This window comes from Paenarthrobacter sp. JL.01a (assembly GCF_025452095.1).
Taxonomy (GTDB): domain Bacteria; phylum Actinomycetota; class Actinomycetes; order Actinomycetales; family Micrococcaceae; genus Arthrobacter.
The window spans coordinates 289549-305865 of the sequence record NZ_CP104877.1; the positions used below are offsets into that span (position 1 = coordinate 289549).

Annotated in this window: 12 protein-coding genes; 9 read left to right on the forward strand and 3 right to left on the reverse strand. The window is 63.4% G+C overall.

Translation table 11 applies throughout. From position 1 onward, the window contains the following. Positions 1-72: 72 nt before the first annotated feature. Together N5P29_RS01430 and N5P29_RS01435 are read left to right on the forward strand one after the other, a co-directional pair. Entirely contained in the window at positions 73-6183 is a 6111-nt protein-coding gene (locus tag N5P29_RS01430; protein ID WP_262276919.1) for a beta strand repeat-containing protein, read from the forward strand. A 93-nt stretch (positions 6184-6276) separates the two neighbouring features. Further along, a complete protein-coding gene (locus N5P29_RS01435; protein WP_262276920.1) occupies positions 6277-6705 on the forward strand; it encodes a hypothetical protein in 429 nt (142 codons plus the stop codon). A gap of 55 nt (positions 6706-6760) precedes the next feature. Here the strand turns inward: N5P29_RS01435 and N5P29_RS01440 are convergent, their stop codons facing one another. Next, positions 6761-7126, reverse strand: coding sequence for a hypothetical protein (locus N5P29_RS01440; RefSeq protein ID WP_262276921.1), 366 nt, complete (start codon positions 7124-7126; stop codon positions 6761-6763). A 276-nt stretch (positions 7127-7402) separates the two neighbouring features. On the opposite strand from N5P29_RS01440, the gene N5P29_RS01445 reads away from it, so the two are divergent. The 5 genes from N5P29_RS01445 to N5P29_RS01465 all read left to right on the forward strand — a co-directional run bounded on the left by N5P29_RS01445 (position 7403) and on the right by N5P29_RS01465 (position 13562). Beyond that, positions 7403-8965 carry a pyridoxal phosphate-dependent decarboxylase family protein gene (locus tag N5P29_RS01445; RefSeq protein WP_315973371.1) on the forward strand — a complete coding sequence of 521 codons (1563 nt, stop codon included), beginning with the start codon at positions 7403-7405 and terminating at the stop codon, positions 8963-8965. After that, positions 8962-10296 (forward strand): lysine N(6)-hydroxylase/L-ornithine N(5)-oxygenase family protein, encoded by a 1335-nt coding sequence (locus N5P29_RS01450; protein WP_262276922.1) that lies wholly within the window; start codon positions 8962-8964, stop codon positions 10294-10296. The genes N5P29_RS01445 and N5P29_RS01450 overlap by 4 nt, the downstream gene beginning before the upstream one ends. Further along, entirely contained in the window at positions 10293-10883 is a 591-nt protein-coding gene (locus N5P29_RS01455) for a GNAT family N-acetyltransferase (protein ID WP_262276923.1), read from the forward strand. The genes N5P29_RS01450 and N5P29_RS01455 overlap by 4 nt, the downstream gene beginning before the upstream one ends. Further along, a complete protein-coding gene (locus N5P29_RS01460; RefSeq protein ID WP_262276924.1) occupies positions 10880-12718 on the forward strand; it encodes an IucA/IucC family protein in 1839 nt (612 codons plus the stop codon). Before N5P29_RS01455 ends, N5P29_RS01460 begins: the two co-directional genes overlap by 4 nt. 64 nt (positions 12719-12782) lie before the next feature. Further along, the gene (locus N5P29_RS01465; RefSeq protein ID WP_262276925.1) at positions 12783-13562 is read left to right on the forward strand and encodes an SDR family NAD(P)-dependent oxidoreductase; all 780 of its coding nucleotides are present in this window, start codon (positions 12783-12785) and stop codon (positions 13560-13562) included. Here N5P29_RS01465 and N5P29_RS01470 read toward each other — a convergent pair. Together N5P29_RS01470 and N5P29_RS01475 are read right to left on the reverse strand one after the other, a co-directional pair. Beyond that, entirely contained in the window at positions 13559-14113 is a 555-nt protein-coding gene (locus N5P29_RS01470; protein ID WP_262276926.1) for a TOPRIM nucleotidyl transferase/hydrolase domain-containing protein, read from the reverse strand. The two genes, N5P29_RS01465 and N5P29_RS01470, sit on opposite strands and share 4 nt — an antisense overlap. 37 nt (positions 14114-14150) lie before the next feature. Next, positions 14151-15194, reverse strand: coding sequence for an FUSC family protein (locus N5P29_RS01475; RefSeq protein WP_262276927.1), 1044 nt, complete (start codon positions 15192-15194; stop codon positions 14151-14153). Positions 15195-15329: 135 nt separating this feature from the next. Between N5P29_RS01475 and N5P29_RS01480 the strand changes: the two genes are divergently transcribed. Both N5P29_RS01480 and N5P29_RS01485 read left to right on the forward strand, forming a co-directional pair. After that, positions 15330-15800 carry an SRPBCC family protein gene (locus N5P29_RS01480; protein ID WP_262276928.1) on the forward strand — a complete coding sequence of 157 codons (471 nt, stop codon included), beginning with the start codon at positions 15330-15332 and terminating at the stop codon, positions 15798-15800. Continuing rightward, positions 15797-16312: a GNAT family N-acetyltransferase gene (locus N5P29_RS01485; protein WP_262276929.1), complete on the forward strand. Its 516-nt coding sequence runs from the start codon at positions 15797-15799 to the stop codon at positions 16310-16312. The genes N5P29_RS01480 and N5P29_RS01485 overlap by 4 nt, the downstream gene beginning before the upstream one ends. Positions 16313-16317: the final 5 nt, after the last annotated feature.

Here is a 16317-nt window from a genome sequence, read left to right on the forward strand (position 1 = left end):
CGGGTCCCGGGGTGATCCACACAGGCAAGAGAACATATGAAATATTCACGTCCACGAAAGCTGTTAGCGGGTGTGCTCGCTACAGCAATAATCACCTTGGGGGTGGGTGGCGCCTTGGCGCCGCCGTCCCTGGCCACAGTCCCTGGGACACCGGGGGTGACGCAGCCCGGAACCGTCGTTTTCAATGAGGATTTCGAAAACGGGACCGACAACACCGCCCTCGGCGCCCAGTCCTACTCGGCGCCGGGTTCCACGACGTACGTCGGGGCCACTGGGCAGACCTACACGGGGTCGCCGTACTGGATCAACGGAATCCGGTGCAACGGCGTCATCCTTAGCTACGACAACACGGATACGCCGCCCTGGGCCGTCTCCGGCCCCGCTGGATCGGGTGCAGAGAATCGCTGCGCGGACGTCGGCACACGTCGCAGCTACCAATTCCTTCGCATGTTGGCCAAAGCCATGGGGCAGCAGTTCACTCCAAGTTCGCCCGACACGAACCACGTCACCAGCTCCTACACGGAGTGCCTGTCCACGAACACCGCGGGTGGCTTCTGCGCCATTATTCCTGCCGGCCCTGCTAACGGCGTCATGTTTAAGACTGCCACTCCCTTGGCAACTACGGCGGGCCACTACTACACCTTCGGTGTGGACACGGCCTACATGAACTGCTTCGGCGTAGCGGCTAATCCGTCCTACCAATTCGCCCGCATTGATGCGGACGGAACAGTCACGCCCATTGGTGATCCGCTTAACGGCTGCCAGGGTACGTCCGATCCCAACGTCCAGGCCTACCAGCAGCAGGTCACCAGCGACGCCGGCGGTTCCTTCGGCACCGTCACCAAGACGATCAACATCAACTCCATGCTGACCAACCAGGCCTTCCAGTCAACTGGCGGCTCTTTGGGACTTGAGATGTGGAACAACAACGGCACCTCCAACGGCAACGATGGCGCTTTCGACAACGTGCGACTGGTGGATGTCACGCCCCAGTTGGACAAGTCGTTCTCGCCGTCGCTGGTTGGCCCGGGCCAGGCATCCAGGTTGACGCTGACCGTAACGAACACCAGCGAACTCAATGCCAAGGACGACTGGTCCATCACTGACACCCTGCCCGCCGGACTCAAAGTAGCCGGTGCGCCGAACATTGGCGGCACGTGTGTCCAATCGGCCGGCAACCCGTTGGTCACCACCGCGGCCGCGGGCAGTAATGTCATCGCCGTTACCGGTGGAGACCTGGCCAAGGGCATGGCATCCTGCACCATCACCGTGGACGTCACCGCCGATACCGAGGGCACCTACGTCAACGGTCCTGCGAACATCGAAACCAACCTCAACCCGCCGGCAGATGCCACCCTGGTGGTAAAGGCTCCGCGCATTGAGTTGAGCAAGGCCCTGAACTCTCCCCGCCTGGTTGATTCCGATCAGTTCACCACGGCGATCCACTCCGGTTCGGCTACCGGGCCGGTGGTCAACAGCACGGCCAACTCAACCACTACGGGAACGGGCTCTACGGTTACCGCGGGGACCGGTGTTACGGGCAAGTATGTTGCCGACACCGCCACCACGTACTACCTGACGGAGTCTGCCGCCAATGTGGATGACTACGACAAATCGATCACCTGCACGGACGCCAATGGCCTCCAGCAGGGGCTTCCCTCCGGAGCCGCTTTCGACCAGTCCTTCGCGTTGAAACCGGTTGCGGGTGCGGACATCAGCTGCGTGCTGACCAACACGGCCTTGCCTGTTTCGAGGATGGATTTCACCAAGTCCGCGGATGCCTCCGCAGTCCAGTCACCGGCACAGGTGGGTGACATCATCACCTACACGTTCTCGGCAAAGAACACCGGAAACGTCACCCTCACGGGTGTCGTCATCAACGACCCCCTGGCAGGTCTTTCCCCGCTGGCGTACACCTGGCCCGGTACCCCGGGCACATTGCTTCCGGGCGAGACTGTCACGGCGATGGCAACGTATGCTGTCACCCAGGCGGATATCGACGCCGGTCACGTAGCCAACGTGGCCACCACCTCGGGTAATCCTCCGACCGGCCCACCGGTCACTCCTCCGCCCGGTACTACTGACACTCCGTTGACCCCTGGCCCGGCCATGGAATTCAGCAAGTCGGCGGATGCGTCAGGTATCAAGAGCCCGTCTGCTGTTGGCGACGTCATCACCTACACGTTCACGGCCAAGAACACCGGCAACGTGAAGCTGACCAACGTTTCCATCAACGATCCTTTGGCAGGCCTCTCGGCCTTGAGCTACGTCTGGCCGGGTGCCGCAGGTGAACTGCTTCCGGGCCAGACTGTGACCGCTACGGCAACGTATGCGGTAACGCAGGCTGACATCAATGCCGGTCATGTTGCCAACTCGGCGACCACCACGGGAACTCCTCCCACTGGTCCTGCCGTGACGCCGCCTCCGGGAACCACGGATACTCCGTTGACTCCCGGCCCGGCCATGGAATTCAGCAAGTCAGCCGATGCCTCGGCCGTGGGGAACCCCTCCAAGGTTGGTGACGTGATCACGTACACGTTCACGGCCAAGAACACGGGCAACGTCACGCTGAGCAACGTTTCCATCACGGATCCGCTGGCTGGCCTCTCGGCTTTGACCTACAACTGGCCGGGCGCTGCAGGAACCCTCCTGCCCGGACAGACAGTTACTGCCACTGCCACCTACGCAGTCACCCAGGCGGATATCGACGCCGGTCACGTCGCCAACTCGGCGACCACCACGGGCACTCCGCCTACGGGTCCAGCTGTGACGCCTCCTCCGGGAACCACGGATACTCCGTTGACCCCGGCTCCGGCAATGACGTTCACCAAGACTGCAGATGCTTCCGGTATCCAGAACCCGTCAGTTGTCGGTGACCGCATCACCTACACCTTCACGGCGAAGAACACCGGTAACGTCACGCTGAAGAACGTTTCCATCACCGATCCGCTGGCCGGCCTCTCGGCCCTGGCTTACGCCTGGCCCGGTACTGCAGGGGAGCTGCTTCCCGGCCAGACTGTCACGGCTACGGCGACATACGCCATTACGCAGGCGGATATCGACGCCGGCCATGTTGCCAACAGCGCGACCACCACGGGAGCTCCTCCTACTGGTCCTGCCGTGACGCCTCCTCCGGGAACGACGGATACTCCGTTGACTCCTGGCCCGGCGATGGTATTCAGCAAGTCCGCCGACTCGTCGGCAATCCACGACCCGTCCGTCGTTGGTGACATCATCACCTACACCTTCACGGCCAAGAACACGGGCAACGTCACGCTGAAGAACGTTTCCATCACCGACCCGCTGGCCGGACTGTCTGCCTTGGCATACACCTGGCCGGGCACTGCGGGCGAGCTGCTTCCGGGACAGACCGTGACCGCCACGGCAACGTACGCCATCACGCAGGCCGACATCAACGCCGGCCATGTTGCCAACTCGGCCACCACCACGGGAATTCCGCCCACTGGTCCGGCCGTGACGCCTCCTCCGGGAACGACGGACACCCCGTTGACCCCGACTCCGGCAATGCAGTTCACCAAGACGGCCGACGCGTCTGCCATCAAGGATCCTTCGACGGTGGGTGACGTCATCACGTACACCTTCACGGCGAAGAACACCGGCAACGTGGACCTGACCAACGTGTCCATCACCGATCCGCTGGCCGGTTTGTCTGCCTTGAGCTACACCTGGCCGGGAACCCCGGGCACGCTGCTTCCGGGACAGACCGTGACCGCCACGGCGACATACGCCATCACGCAGGCGGATATCGACGCCGGTCACGTGGCCAACAGCGCGACCACCACGGGCACTCCGCCCACGGGTCCTGCCGTGACGCCTCCTCCGGGAACGACGGACACTCCGTTGACCCCCAAGCCGGCCATGGAGTTCACCAAGACAGCTGATGCCTCGGCTGTTCAGAACCCCACCAAGGTGGGCGACGTGATCACGTACGCGTTCTCCGCAAAGAACACGGGCAACCTCACGCTGACCAACGTTTCCATCACGGATCCGCTGGCTGGCCTGTCTGCCCTGGCGTACACCTGGCCGGGCACAGCAGGAGTGCTGCTTCCGGGCCAGACCGTGACCGCCACGGCCACGTATGCGGATACCCAGGCGGATATCGAGTCCGGCCATGTCGCCAACTCGGCAACCACCACAGGCACTCCGCCTACTGGTCCTGCGGTAACGCCGCCTCCGGGAACAACGGATACTCCGTTGACCCCGGCTCCGGCGATGGAGTTCACCAAGACGGCTGATGCTGCGGCGGTTCAGAACCCCACCAAGGTGGGCGACATCATCACGTACACGTTCACGGCCAAGAACACCGGAAACGTGTCGCTGAAGAACGTATCCATCACCGATCCGTTGGCTGGCCTCTCGGCATTGAGCTACGTCTGGCCCGGCGCTGCAGGAACCCTGCTGCCCGGACAAACAGTCACTGCTACGGCAACGTATGCAGTGACCCAGGCAGATATCGACGCCGGCCATGTTGCCAACTCGGCGACCACCACGGGAACTCCGCCCGCGGGTCCTGCCGTGACGCCTCCTCCGGGAACGACGGACACTCCGCTGACCCCGGCTCCGGCCATGACGTTCACCAAGACGGCGGATGCTTCTGCCATCAAGAACCCCACCATGTCCGGCGACAAGATCACGTACACGTTCACGGCCAAGAACACCGGCAACGTCACGCTGAAGAATGTCACCATCACGGATCCCTTGGCTGGCCTCTCGGCCCTGACGTACACCTGGCCGGGCACCCCCGGCGAGCTGCTTCCGGGCCAGACCGTTACTGCTACGGCAACGTATGCAGTGACCCAGGCGGACATCGACGCCGGCCACGTGGCCAACAGTGCGACCACCACAGGCACGCCGCCCACTGGTCCTGCTGTGACGCCTCCTCCGGGAACGACGGACACCCCGTTGACCCCGGCTCCGGCGATGACGTTCACCAAGTCGGCAGATGCCTCGGCACTCCAGGATCCGTCAAAGGCAGGCGACAAGATCACCTACACGTTGACGGCCAAGAACACCGGCAATGTCACGTTGAAGAACGTCGTCATTGACGATCCCCTGGCGGGCCTCTCGGCTTTGACCTACGTCTGGCCTGGTGCTGCAGGAACCCTGCTGCCCGGTGAGACCGTAACGGCTACGGCAACTTACGCCATCACCCAGGCGGATATCGACGCCGGTCACGTTGCCAACTCGGCTACGACTACGGGTACGCCGCCCACTGGTCCTGCGGTGACGCCTTCTCCGGGTGAAACGGACACTCCGTTGACTCCGGCTCCAGGCATGGAGTTCACCAAGACAGCTGACGCCTCCGCTGTTCACTCGCCGTCCAAGGTAGGCGACCAGATCACCTACACGTTGACGGCCAAGAACACCGGAAACGTCACGCTGAGCAACGTCACCATCGACGACCCACTGGCTGGCCTGTCCGCACTGAGCTACACCTGGCCCGGTGCCGCGGGAACCCTGTTGCCCGGCCAGACGGTGACGGCTACGGCAACGTACGCCATCACCCAGGCGGACATCGACGCCGGCCACGTGGCCAACTCGGCGACCACCACGGGAACTCCTCCCACTGGCCCTACGGTCACACCGCCTCCGGGAACGACGGATACCCCGTTGACCCCTGCCGCTGGACTGGAGTTCACCAAGAAGGCTGATGCTTCAGCAATCGGTGATCCCGCCCATGTGGGCGACCTGATCACCTACAACTTCACGGTAAAGAACACCGGGAATGTGGCGCTGAAGGACGTTGAGGTCAACGATCGTATGCCTGGCCTGTCGGCTCTGGTCTACAACTGGCCAGGAGCCCCAGGGACCCTGCAGCCCGGCCAGACGGTGACGGCTACGGCAACGTACGCCATCACCCAGGCCGACATCAACGCCGGCAAGGTCGCCAACTCGGCCATTGCCACAGGTACTCCGCCGAAGGGGCCGTCGGTGAATACGCCGCCTGCCACCGCTGTGGTGACCCTCCCGCCGGCTGGGCCGTCGGATCCGGGCAACTCCGGAGGATCCCATGACAACAACCAGGGAGGTTCCCAGAGCAATACCGGAGGGTCGCTGGCCAGCACTGGTGTTGTCCTCACCGTCCTGCCCATCAGCTTACTGGTGGTTGGTGCGGGTGTCTTCCTGTTCCTCGTCGGACGCCGCAAGCGTTCTGAGGTCTAGGTAGCAGAATGCGCGGTAACCGGGTTCAACCGCCCGGTTACCGCGCATTTGTCCGTTCATGTCCACATCACGAAAGATCCAGGGAGCCATCACATGAAGAAACCAGTCGTGTGCATTGTTGGCGTGCTGGTGGCAGCTTCAGCGCTCTCCGCTTGCTCATCGCCGGAGAGCAACCAAGCGGGGAACCCGCCGTCGACGACCACAACCCAGCCAGCCACCACAGGCGAGGCAAAACCGGCCAACCCGGGCACGGGCATCATCCAGGCCACCACCATGACCTCCTGCGACACCGCACCTGGAAAGGTCACCGCCAAGGGTACGGTGACTCCTCCAGCGGGCACCAAGGGCGCAGTGAAGATCACCGTCAGTTGGGTGGATCCCGGCACTTCTGCCGTTCTTGCCCGCGGGGAACAAACCTTCAACGACGCCCAGCCCGGCAAGGCGCTGGACTGGGTAGCCAACGCTGAGGTGACCAAACCGGCCAAGGACATCAAATGCGTTCTTGGGGCGGCTGTGCTCTAGCTACATAACGTAAGGCACGCCCGCACGCACAACGGAGAAGCGGCCAACCAGGTATTTACGGCCTGGCTGACCGCTTCTTTTGCCATTGGTACGCATGCCAGAACAAGAGCCCCGCAGTGATGAGGATGCCGGCCAGGAGGGCATAGGGTGCGTTCGAGAGCATCATGTAGGTAAATTGCGCCGACTGGGCAGACTGGTAGGGCTGCGGGCCCATCATGCCGGCCGCCGCAGTCGATACGGCCCAGAATCCCAGCCAGAGCAGCCCGGTGTCCAAGACCCAGAGGGCAATGATGAAAGGGTTCACGGCCAGGCGTGTCCGTGGCGGATCCGTCTCAGGTACATGGGGACTGACCGCCTGCACGGCATTCCCATCCTGGTCGATTTCGCGGAAGCCGATCCGCTCGTGAACGTGGTCTTTCAAGGGGCCCCCAACCGTTGACGGGATAGTCCTTGCACTCTACTCCCACGCTTGCGCGGTCATGGCAGGAAGCCAGCGCCGGACAGTCCGTGGCCAAAATGGGGCGGAATTGTGCACCCAAACCCGCCAGAGAGGAAGTCAATGACGCACGAACCGGCGCCAGAGAGCCAAGAATCCGCCTTCCACGCGAAATAGGTCACAAAAGTTTGACGGAAAGGGTTACCTAAGTAAGGCTTGCCTTGCTAACAAGCGCCCCAACGCAAACGGAAGGAAGCTGTCGTGACGTCACCCAGTGTCGAAGAACGGATTGCTCAGGAGCCGGATTTCGGTTCCAAAGTTGAGCTGGCCCTCGCTGCCACCAACCAGCTGTTCAACGCCCGCAATTCGCCCAGCTACGTGGCTCAAGTGCTTCAAGGAGTCAATGCCGTCTCCACCAAGGTCCAGCGGACCGCCCAGCCCTTTACCGGCGTCGGTCATGCAGAGCTCAAGGCGAAAGTGGGTGCAGTGGACCTCGACCGCCCGCTTCCGGACACCGCCGCTGCCTTGGAAGAGCTTGATGAGCTGTACCTCAAGGACGCCGTCTACTTCCACGATTCCCGTTACGCCGCGCACCTGAACTGCCCGGTGGTCATCCCCGCGCTGGTGGGCGAAGCCGTGCTCTCCGCCGTGAACTCCTCCATGGACACCTGGGACCAAAGCGCCGGTGCCACCATGATCGAACGCCGGCTCATCGACTGGACCGCCGAGCGCATCGGCTTCACAGCAGAAGCCGACGGCGTCTTCACCTCGGGCGGCAGCCAGTCCAACTTCCAGGCGCTGCTGATCGCCCGCAACCACGCAGTCGCCAAGCTGCGTAAGGGGAGCGGCGACGCCCGGCTGCCGCAGCTGCTGGACCGGCTCCGTATTTTCACCTCCGTGGACAGCCACTTCAGCATCCAAAAATCCGCCTCCATGCTGGGCCTTGGCTTCGACGCCGTGATCGCCGTCCCCACCGCCGAAGACCACCGCATGGACCCCACCGCGCTCGCGGCTGCTTTGGCTGAAGCGCACGACGCCGGGCTGGTCCCCATGGCGGTTGTGGCAACTGCCGGGACCACCGACTTCGGCTCGGTGGATCCGCTGTCCGAGCTTGCAGCGCTGGTCCGCGCCTACGATTCCTGGCTTCACGTGGACGCAGCCTACGGCGGAGGCCTGTTGGTATCCGGCCGGTACAGCCACCTCCTGGACGGCATCCAGCTGGCGGATTCCGTGACCGTGGACTTCCACAAGACGTTCTTCCAGCCCGTCAGCTCGAGCGCAGTGTTGGTCAGCAACGGGTCCATGCTCGACCATGTCACTTATTACGCCGACTATCTGAACCCGGAAAGCGCAGCCAAAGCGGAGATCCCCAACCAAGTGGACAAGAGCATCCAGACCACCCGCCGTTTCGACGCGCTGAAGCTCTGGCTTACCCTTCGCATCATGGGTGCCGATGCCATTGGTGCGCTCTTCGACGAGGCCATTGACCTGACGGTCCGTGTGGGCTCGCTGCTTGCCGACGATGCAGAGTTCGAGCTCGCGGCTGCGCCGCAATTGAGCACCCTGGTGTTCCGCTACCGGCCTTTGGTGGACGGTACAAAGCTCGACGAAGACACAGCCGATGCCCTCAACCCTGCCATCCGCTCCGCCATCTTCGCCTCCGGCGAAGCCGTAGTGGCCGGTACCAAGGTGGCCGGACGGCACTACCTCAAGTTCACCCTCCTCAACGCCGAGGCCTCCCTAAGGGACATTCAGGAAATCATCGAACTCATCCGCAGGACCGGCGAAAGCCTCCTCGCAAACACCACGGAGGCGGCAGCATGAGCACCCCCAACAACACCCGGATCTACGACGTCGCGGGTATCGGCGTCGGGCCTTTCAACCTCGGGCTGGCAGCCTTGAGCGAGCCGGTGGAAAACCTGGACTGCGTGTTCCTTGACCGCCGCGAATCCTTCGATTGGCACCCCGGCATGATGCTTGAGCCGGCGCACTTGCAGGTTCCTTTCATGGCGGACCTCGTGACGCTGGCAGATCCGACGTCGCCCTTCTCGTTCCTGAACTTCCTGAAGCAGACCGGCCGCTTGTACCGCTTCTATATCCGCGAGAACTTCTACCCGCTGCGCGCCGAGTACAACCAGTACTGCCAGTGGGTGGCGGGGCAACTGGAATCGGTTCGTTTTAGCACGGATGTGCTGGATGTGAGCTACGACGACGGTGTGTACAGCCTTTCGGTGCAAGGTCCGGAGGGCGCCGAGGTGCTTCGTGCCCGCCGCCTGGTCCTGGGCACCGGCACCTCTCCCTATGTTCCGGACTCCTGTGCAGGGATAGTCGAAGCCGGGGGACTGGTCCTCCACAACGCCGACTACCTGTCCAGGAAGAGCGAGCTGCAGTCCAAGCGCAGCATCACCATCGTGGGCAGCGGACAGAGTGCCGCGGAGCTCTACTACGAGCTTCTCCAGGAGATCGACGTCTACGGGTACCAGCTCAACTGGGTTACGCGTTCCGGGCGCTTCTTCCCCCTGGAGTACACCAAGCTCACGCTGGAGATGACGTCGCCGGAGTACGTCGACTACTTCCACTCGCTCCCGGGCGAGCAGCGCGATTCCTTGATCAAGAGCCAGAAGAACCTGTACAAGGGCATCAACTCGGACCTGATCGACGACATCTACGATCTCCTCTACACTAAGAGCCTCCCCGGCATGGTGGACACGCAGCTGCACACCCACTCATCGCTGACGGCTGCCGAGTGGGACCCTGCCACGGGCACCCACACCCTGCAACTGCACCATGAAGAGCACGGCCGCGATTACAGCCTGCAGTCCGAAGCCGTGGTGCTGGCGACCGGTTACAGCTACAAAGAGCCAGCCTTCCTGGGAGGCATCCAGGATCGCATCCGCCGCGACGCCAAGGGCCGCTTCGACGTCGAACGCAACTATGGAACCGGCGTCGAACGCGGGGAAATCTTCGTCCAGAACGCCGAACTGCACACCCACGGTTTCGTCACCCCGGACCTCGGCATGGCCGCCTACCGGAACTCCGTGATCCTGCGCGAAATCACCGGCCGCGAGGTCTACCCGATCGAGCGCAGCATCGCCTTCCAGCAGTTCGGGGCGCCCGCCGCCGTGGCAGTCGAAACCGCAGGAGCAGCAGTATGAGCTTCACCTTCCGACCCGTAGATCCAGTGGCCGACACACCAGTCCTCCACAGCTGGGTAAGCCAGGAGTACGCGCGCTTTTGGGGCATGGTTTCCTCCACGGAGCAGGACGTTGTTGAGGAATACTCAAACATCGCGGCCTCTGGTCACCACCAGGCTTTCCTGGGTCTCGACGACGGCGTCCCCACCTTCCTGATGGAGCGGTACCTTCCGGAATCGTCGCCGTTGGCGGACGTTTACGAGGTCCGGCCGGGCGACGTCGGCATGCACCTCCTGGTGTCCCCACCCGGCGGCGACCCGCAACCGGGCTACACCACCGCCGTCATGCAGGAAGTCATGACCGAACTGTTCGCCGACCCCGCAACCCGGCGGGTCGTCGTCGAGCCTGACGCCCGGAACCACAAGATCCATGTGCTCAACGAAAAGGTGGGTTTCCGGCCGCATGGCGTGGTGACACTTCCCGCCGTCGATCCTGCCGAAGACCACAAGAAGGCCCTCCTGAGCTTCTGCACCAGAGCAGATTTCCTGGCCACCCTGACCCCAATTCTCGCCGCGCCCGCCGCGGCGACCAGAGGAGAACTCCTGTGACCACAAGCATTGAAACACCCGTCCATGAAGCGGCGGCACCCGTAGCCCACCTGACCCCGGAACGTTGGGCTAATGCCAACCGGCACCTGGTGCGAAAGGCGATCGCCGAGTTCTCGCACGAGCGCATTCTGGTCCCCGAATTGGTTCGGGACGAGGATGGCGTGGGCCTGTACAAGATCGTCAGCGACGACGACACCGTGGAGTACCGTTTCCGTGCCCGCGTGCTGCAACTTGAGCATTGGTCGGTCTCGGCAGAGTCCATTGCGCGCCTGCGGGACGGCGAGGAAATGCCGGTTGATGCCTTGGATTTCATGGCGGAATTCCAGGAGGCCCTCGGCATCAAACAGGAGATGCTGCCCGTTTATCTCGAGGAAATCAGCAGCACCCTGGCCAGCCACGCCTACAAGCAGGCCAAGCCCTTCAGCTCTGCCGAATTGGTGGCAGGGGTGACCAAAGGGGAGGACCGCGCGGCGGACTTCCAAGCGATCGAGCACAGCATGACCGAAGGCCACCCGTGCTTTGTAGCCAACAATGGCCGGCTTGGCTTTGGCATCGCGGATTACCACGCGTTCGCGCCGGAAACGGGGGCAACGGTGAAGTTGCAGTGGGTCGCGGTGCACCGCTCGAAAGCCGTCTTTACCTCCAGCGCAGGGCTGGATTACCGCACCCACTTTGAGGCCGAACTGGGCCCGGCAACTTTGGCGTGGTTCCACGCGGAGCTCTCCGCGTCAGGGCTGGACCCGGAGGACTACCTCCTGATGCCAGTCCATCCCTGGCAGTGGGACAACAAGCTCACAGTGACGTTCGCCGCAGAGATCGCCCAACGCCACATCGTCCATTTGGGTACAGGAGAGGACGATTACCAGGCGCAGCAGTCCATCCGTACGTTCTTCAATACCATCTCGCCCGAGAAGGCCTACGTGAAGACGGCGATGTCGGTGCTGAACATGGGTTTCATGCGGGGACTCTCGCCCCAGTACATGAAAGCAACGCCGGCCATCAACGATTGGCTGCAGGAACTGATCGGAAATGACCAGGAGCTCCAGAACCGGGGCCTGGTCATGATCCGTGAAACTGCGGCCATCGGCTACCACAACCACTACTACGAGGCAGCGTCCGCGAAGGGCTCTCCGTACCGGAAGATGCTCTCTGCCTTGTGGAGGGAAAGTCCGCTGCCCTTGCTCAAGGACGGGCAACAGTTGGCCACCATGGCGTCGCTGCTGCACGTCGACCAGTCCGGGGCCTCCGTTGTCTCCGCATTGATCGCCCGCTCCGGACTCAAGCCCACCGAGTGGCTGCGCCGCTACTTCGAGGCTTACCTCGTTCCCCTGGTCCATTGCCTCTACGAGTACGAGCTCGCCTTCATGCCACATGGCGAGAACGTCATCCTGATCCTTGAGGACGGTGTTCCTGTCCGGGCCATCATGAAGGACATCGCCGAGGAAATCGTCGTGATGGGGGACAGGCTTGAGCTCCCGGAGGACGTCTCCCGGATCAAGGCCGAGATCCCGGCCGAAGAAATGGTCCTGGCCATCTTCACCGACGTGTTCGACTGCATCTTCCGATTCCTGTCAGCGATCCTCGTTGAGGACGGAACACTGCACGAAGACGAGTTCTGGGGAACAGCTGCATCGGTACTGCGGGAGTACCAGAAGCGCCACCCGGAGCTTGCGGACCAGTTCGCCATGCACGATCTCTTCGCTGCGGACTTTGAGTTGTCCTGCCTCAACCGGCTGCAGCTCCGGAACAACCAACAGATGCTGGACATTTCGGATCCTTCGGGAGGTCTCCAAATGGCCGGCCGCCTCGCCAACCCCTTGGCCAAGTTCGCCTAGCATCCACCTGGCGAGGGGGTGCGGGGGGTGCGTGGCGAGAGGGGGAGGGGGTTAGTCTAGGCGCATGACCACTCGAGCCAATGAACTGACTGCCCTGGTAACGGGAGCAACTGCCGGGCTTGGTGCCGAGTTCGCCCGTCAACTGGCCGAATCCGGGCACCACCTGGTCCTGGTGGCCCGCGACGGGCAGCGACTTAAGGACAAAGCCGAGGAACTTGAACGCGACTTCAGTATCTCGGCGGAGGTGCTGTCCGCGGACCTGACCACCGACGTCGGGGTCTCAGCGGTCGCCGACCGTCTCAGGGACGCAGGCCGACCCGTCGACGTGCTGGTCAACAACGCGGGCATCGGACTCTTGAAGTCCTTCGAGAACAACGATCTGGACGAGGAACGCCGCCACTTGCGCCTCCACGTCCAGACGCCCATGGAGTTGTCCCACGCTGCGCTGGAAGTGATGCTGGCCCGCGGAAAAGGCCGGATCATCAGCGTGGCCAGCGTGGCCGCGTTTGCGAACCGGGGGACCTATTCGGCGGCGAAAGCGTGGCAGGTAACCTTCAGCCGTTGGGCCAACATCACGTTCGCGAAGTCGGGGGTCCAGGTCACCGCCGTTTGCCCGGGCTTCACCCACACCGAGTTCCACGACCGCATGGGCATGGACAAGACCGTGGCCCCGCGTTTCCTGTGGTTGACTGCCGAACGGGTGGTCCGCGAGGGCCTGGAGGACAACGCCAAGGGCAAGGGCGTGTCCATCCCCACCAAACGCTACAAAGTGGTTAGCTTATTCGCACGGGTCTTACCGGCCAAGCTGACGTCGGGACCTCCGCGCCGACCCCTGGAGCCCTAACTCCCACACGCGAAGGCTTCAACAAGCCGCGCGAGTGGCTCCGGCGCCTGCCCCGCGGGCACAGCGGACACCAGCAGGGGTGCGTAGCGGATCTTGTTGCCGCTGCGGCCACCGAAGAAGCGGCGCAGCTGTGCAGGAACCGGATGCCCACGCTGGGAGGGCTGGCGTTGGAGGAGCCGGAACGACGCGAGCTCGCCCTGGGCTTCGATTACACCCAGCACGGCCTCGATGCCCAGGCTGCGGATCAGTTCGTCCTCCAGATCGGCCCGGCAAACGTAGAAGCCGAGTTCGTCCAAGGGTCCCGAACCTACTCCGGCGCGGGCCAGCGCACGGGCAATACCGCGGGACTCGCCCTCGTCGCAAAGCCCAAGGAGCCTGTGATTCGCGCCGGCCGGGCCATAGTGCGCCAGAAAACGGACGATGCTGGTAGCACCTCCCATGGGCACCACCGTTACCCGCTCGGCGTGCAGGTCATGGCCGCATTGACGGGCGAGCACCTCGACCGCCAGGCGGTCGCTTTCGCCTTCGACAAGGACAGTCGTCGCCTGCATTGAACCAGTATGGCCCAGGTGTCCGGGTTTCAGGCGCTCAACGGCGCCGCTGAACCACCATGGCCACCGCAATCCCCACCACGGCACCCACAAAGGTCTCGATGGCACGCTCCATCACCAGCACACCCGGATCCATCGGGGCGGCAAGCTGGGCGATCAGCAGGACCACCGGAGTGAAGAACACCATCGCCCACCCGTAGTGCCGGGCCATGAACAACTCCGTGGGGAACTGGCACAGCATCACCACCACCGCAAGGACCACGGCGCCGTTGCCCGGAAAGTACTGCAGCGGAGACAACGGAGAGGGGAAAAGCACGACGGCGACCACCACCAACCCGAGGAACGTCCCCACGATGCGGTGGATACCGCGGTGGACCCGGCTTGGGAGGTCTGCCCCGGCGAGCGGGACGGCTGCTGCAGCCATGGCCCAGTGCGGGTGTCCGCTTCCGCTGAGCACGCCAATGGCGCCAGCCAAACCCACCGCAAGGGAGTAACGGGCTGCATGGACAAGGGCGGCTGTTCGAAGCGGACCCCGGAGGGCAGGAAGATCCCTGCCAGCTCCGGGTACCCAGATGCGGCGCCGGAACCAGCCGACAAAACCAACCAGCATCGAAAAGGCGGCCGACGCCGCTCCGACGAGTACCGCCGTCGTGAACGGGACGCTGGTGGGGACCGAAGCGCAGGCGCCCAAGGCCAGGATGCCGAAGAATGGCCCGATCGGTTTCAGGCGCACCCGGTCCGAATACAAGGACCCCGCACCGGCGAACAGGGTGGCAACCAGCACCAACCACCACGAGTGGATGTGGTTGACCGAAAGGAACACGCCAATGGTCAGGCCGCCAACCAGTATCAGCGCGGCCTGGGCCTGGTGCTTGAGCCGGAGTTGGTGGCTTTCGTTGCGGCCGTACATCCCCGTCAGGGCGCCAAAGACGGCATACAGCATGAGCTCGGGGCGGCCGAGAAGAATCAGGAAAAGCCCCGGCAGCGCAACGCTCAGCGCGACGCGGACGGCTGACAGGCGGTCGTTGTTTGCCGGACCAAGCCTGTGGAGTTCGCGGGCATGCCTCAGGAGTGCGGGCACGGGCGGACACCACCAATCGTTCAGGGTTTGTTTTTCGAAGTTATCAGGGCAGCCAGCCGCGCCGCCATAAGCCCGGTCACAACCCGTAGTGAGTCCGGAAACCCTGAAATGGGGCAGGTCTGGGAAAATCGAGGTATGCCCGTTGTTTTTGTCTGCCGTACCCGTTCCAGCATGCCGCCGCAGGAGCTGTTCGACCTGTCGAGGAACATCGATGCCCACGTCGGTTCGATGACCAAGAGCCGTGAAAAGGCCATCGCCGGGACCACCACGGGCCTCATCTCGGAAGGTGAAACTGTCACCTGGCAGGCCTGGCACCTGGGCGTCCGATTCCGCATGACCAGCAGGATCGTGCGGATGGAGGCTCCGGCGTCGTTCACAGATGAGCAGGTGAAGGGCCCTTTCAAGTACCTCCGCCATACCCATGAGTTCCGGCCCGATGGCACCGGGACGCTCATGGTGGACACTGTGGAATTTGCCGCTCCCTTTGGTCCGCTGGGCCGCCTCGTGGAGAAGCTGGTCCTGGGCCGCTACCTTCAGAACCTGATCGAAAAGCGCAATGAATTCCTGGTGGCCCAAGCGCCACCGACGTTGGACGCACGGCCATGATCAGGCTCGCGTACGCTGACGATCTGGTGATCCTGCAGGAGATCGAACGCGCCGCTGGCGAGGCATTCCGGACGTTGGGGATGGATTCGGTCGCCGACGACGAGCCGCTGTCCGTCGAGGAGCTGAACAGCTACGCCGCCGCCGGCCGGGCCTGGGTGTCCGTGGACGGGCTGGATTATCCGGTGGCGTACTTGTTGGCCGACGTCGTCGATGGGCAAGGCCACGTGGAGCAGGTCAGCGTCCACCCGGACCATGCGCATCAAGGGCTGGGCCGTGAGATGCTGCACGCCGCGCGGGTTTGGGCCCGGGGGCACGGGATGCATCGCCAGACCCTCAGTACCTTCCGGGACGTGCCGTGGAATGCCCCGTACTACCGCCGCCTTGGGTTCGAAGTACTCGACGCCGGCAGCTGGGGTCCGGAGCTGGCCCGCCTGATGGAACACGAGGCTGAGCTCGGGCTGACCCGTTGGCCGAGGGTGGCCATGTGGCGTCCGGCTGTTCCCCCGACCTAGCAGTT

Bases quoted from the DNA above. Each gene is read 5' to 3' on its own strand.
- N5P29_RS01435 (WP_262276920.1), top strand. From the start codon at position 6,277: ATGAAGAAACCAGTCGTGTGCATTGTTGGCGTGCTGGTGGCAGCTTCA.
- N5P29_RS01450 (WP_262276922.1), top strand. From the start codon at position 8,962: ATGAGCACCCCCAACAACACCCGGATCTACGACGTCGCGGGTATCGGC.
- N5P29_RS01455 (WP_262276923.1), top strand. From the start codon at position 10,293: ATGAGCTTCACCTTCCGACCCGTAGATCCAGTGGCCGACACACCAGTC.
- N5P29_RS01465 (WP_262276925.1), top strand. From the start codon at position 12,783: ATGACCACTCGAGCCAATGAACTGACTGCCCTGGTAACGGGAGCAACT.
- N5P29_RS01470 (WP_262276926.1), bottom strand. From the start codon at position 14,113: ATGCAGGCGACGACTGTCCTTGTCGAAGGCGAAAGCGACCGCCTGGCG.
- N5P29_RS01480 (WP_262276928.1), top strand. From the start codon at position 15,330: ATGCCCGTTGTTTTTGTCTGCCGTACCCGTTCCAGCATGCCGCCGCAG.
- N5P29_RS01485 (WP_262276929.1), top strand. From the start codon at position 15,797: ATGATCAGGCTCGCGTACGCTGACGATCTGGTGATCCTGCAGGAGATC.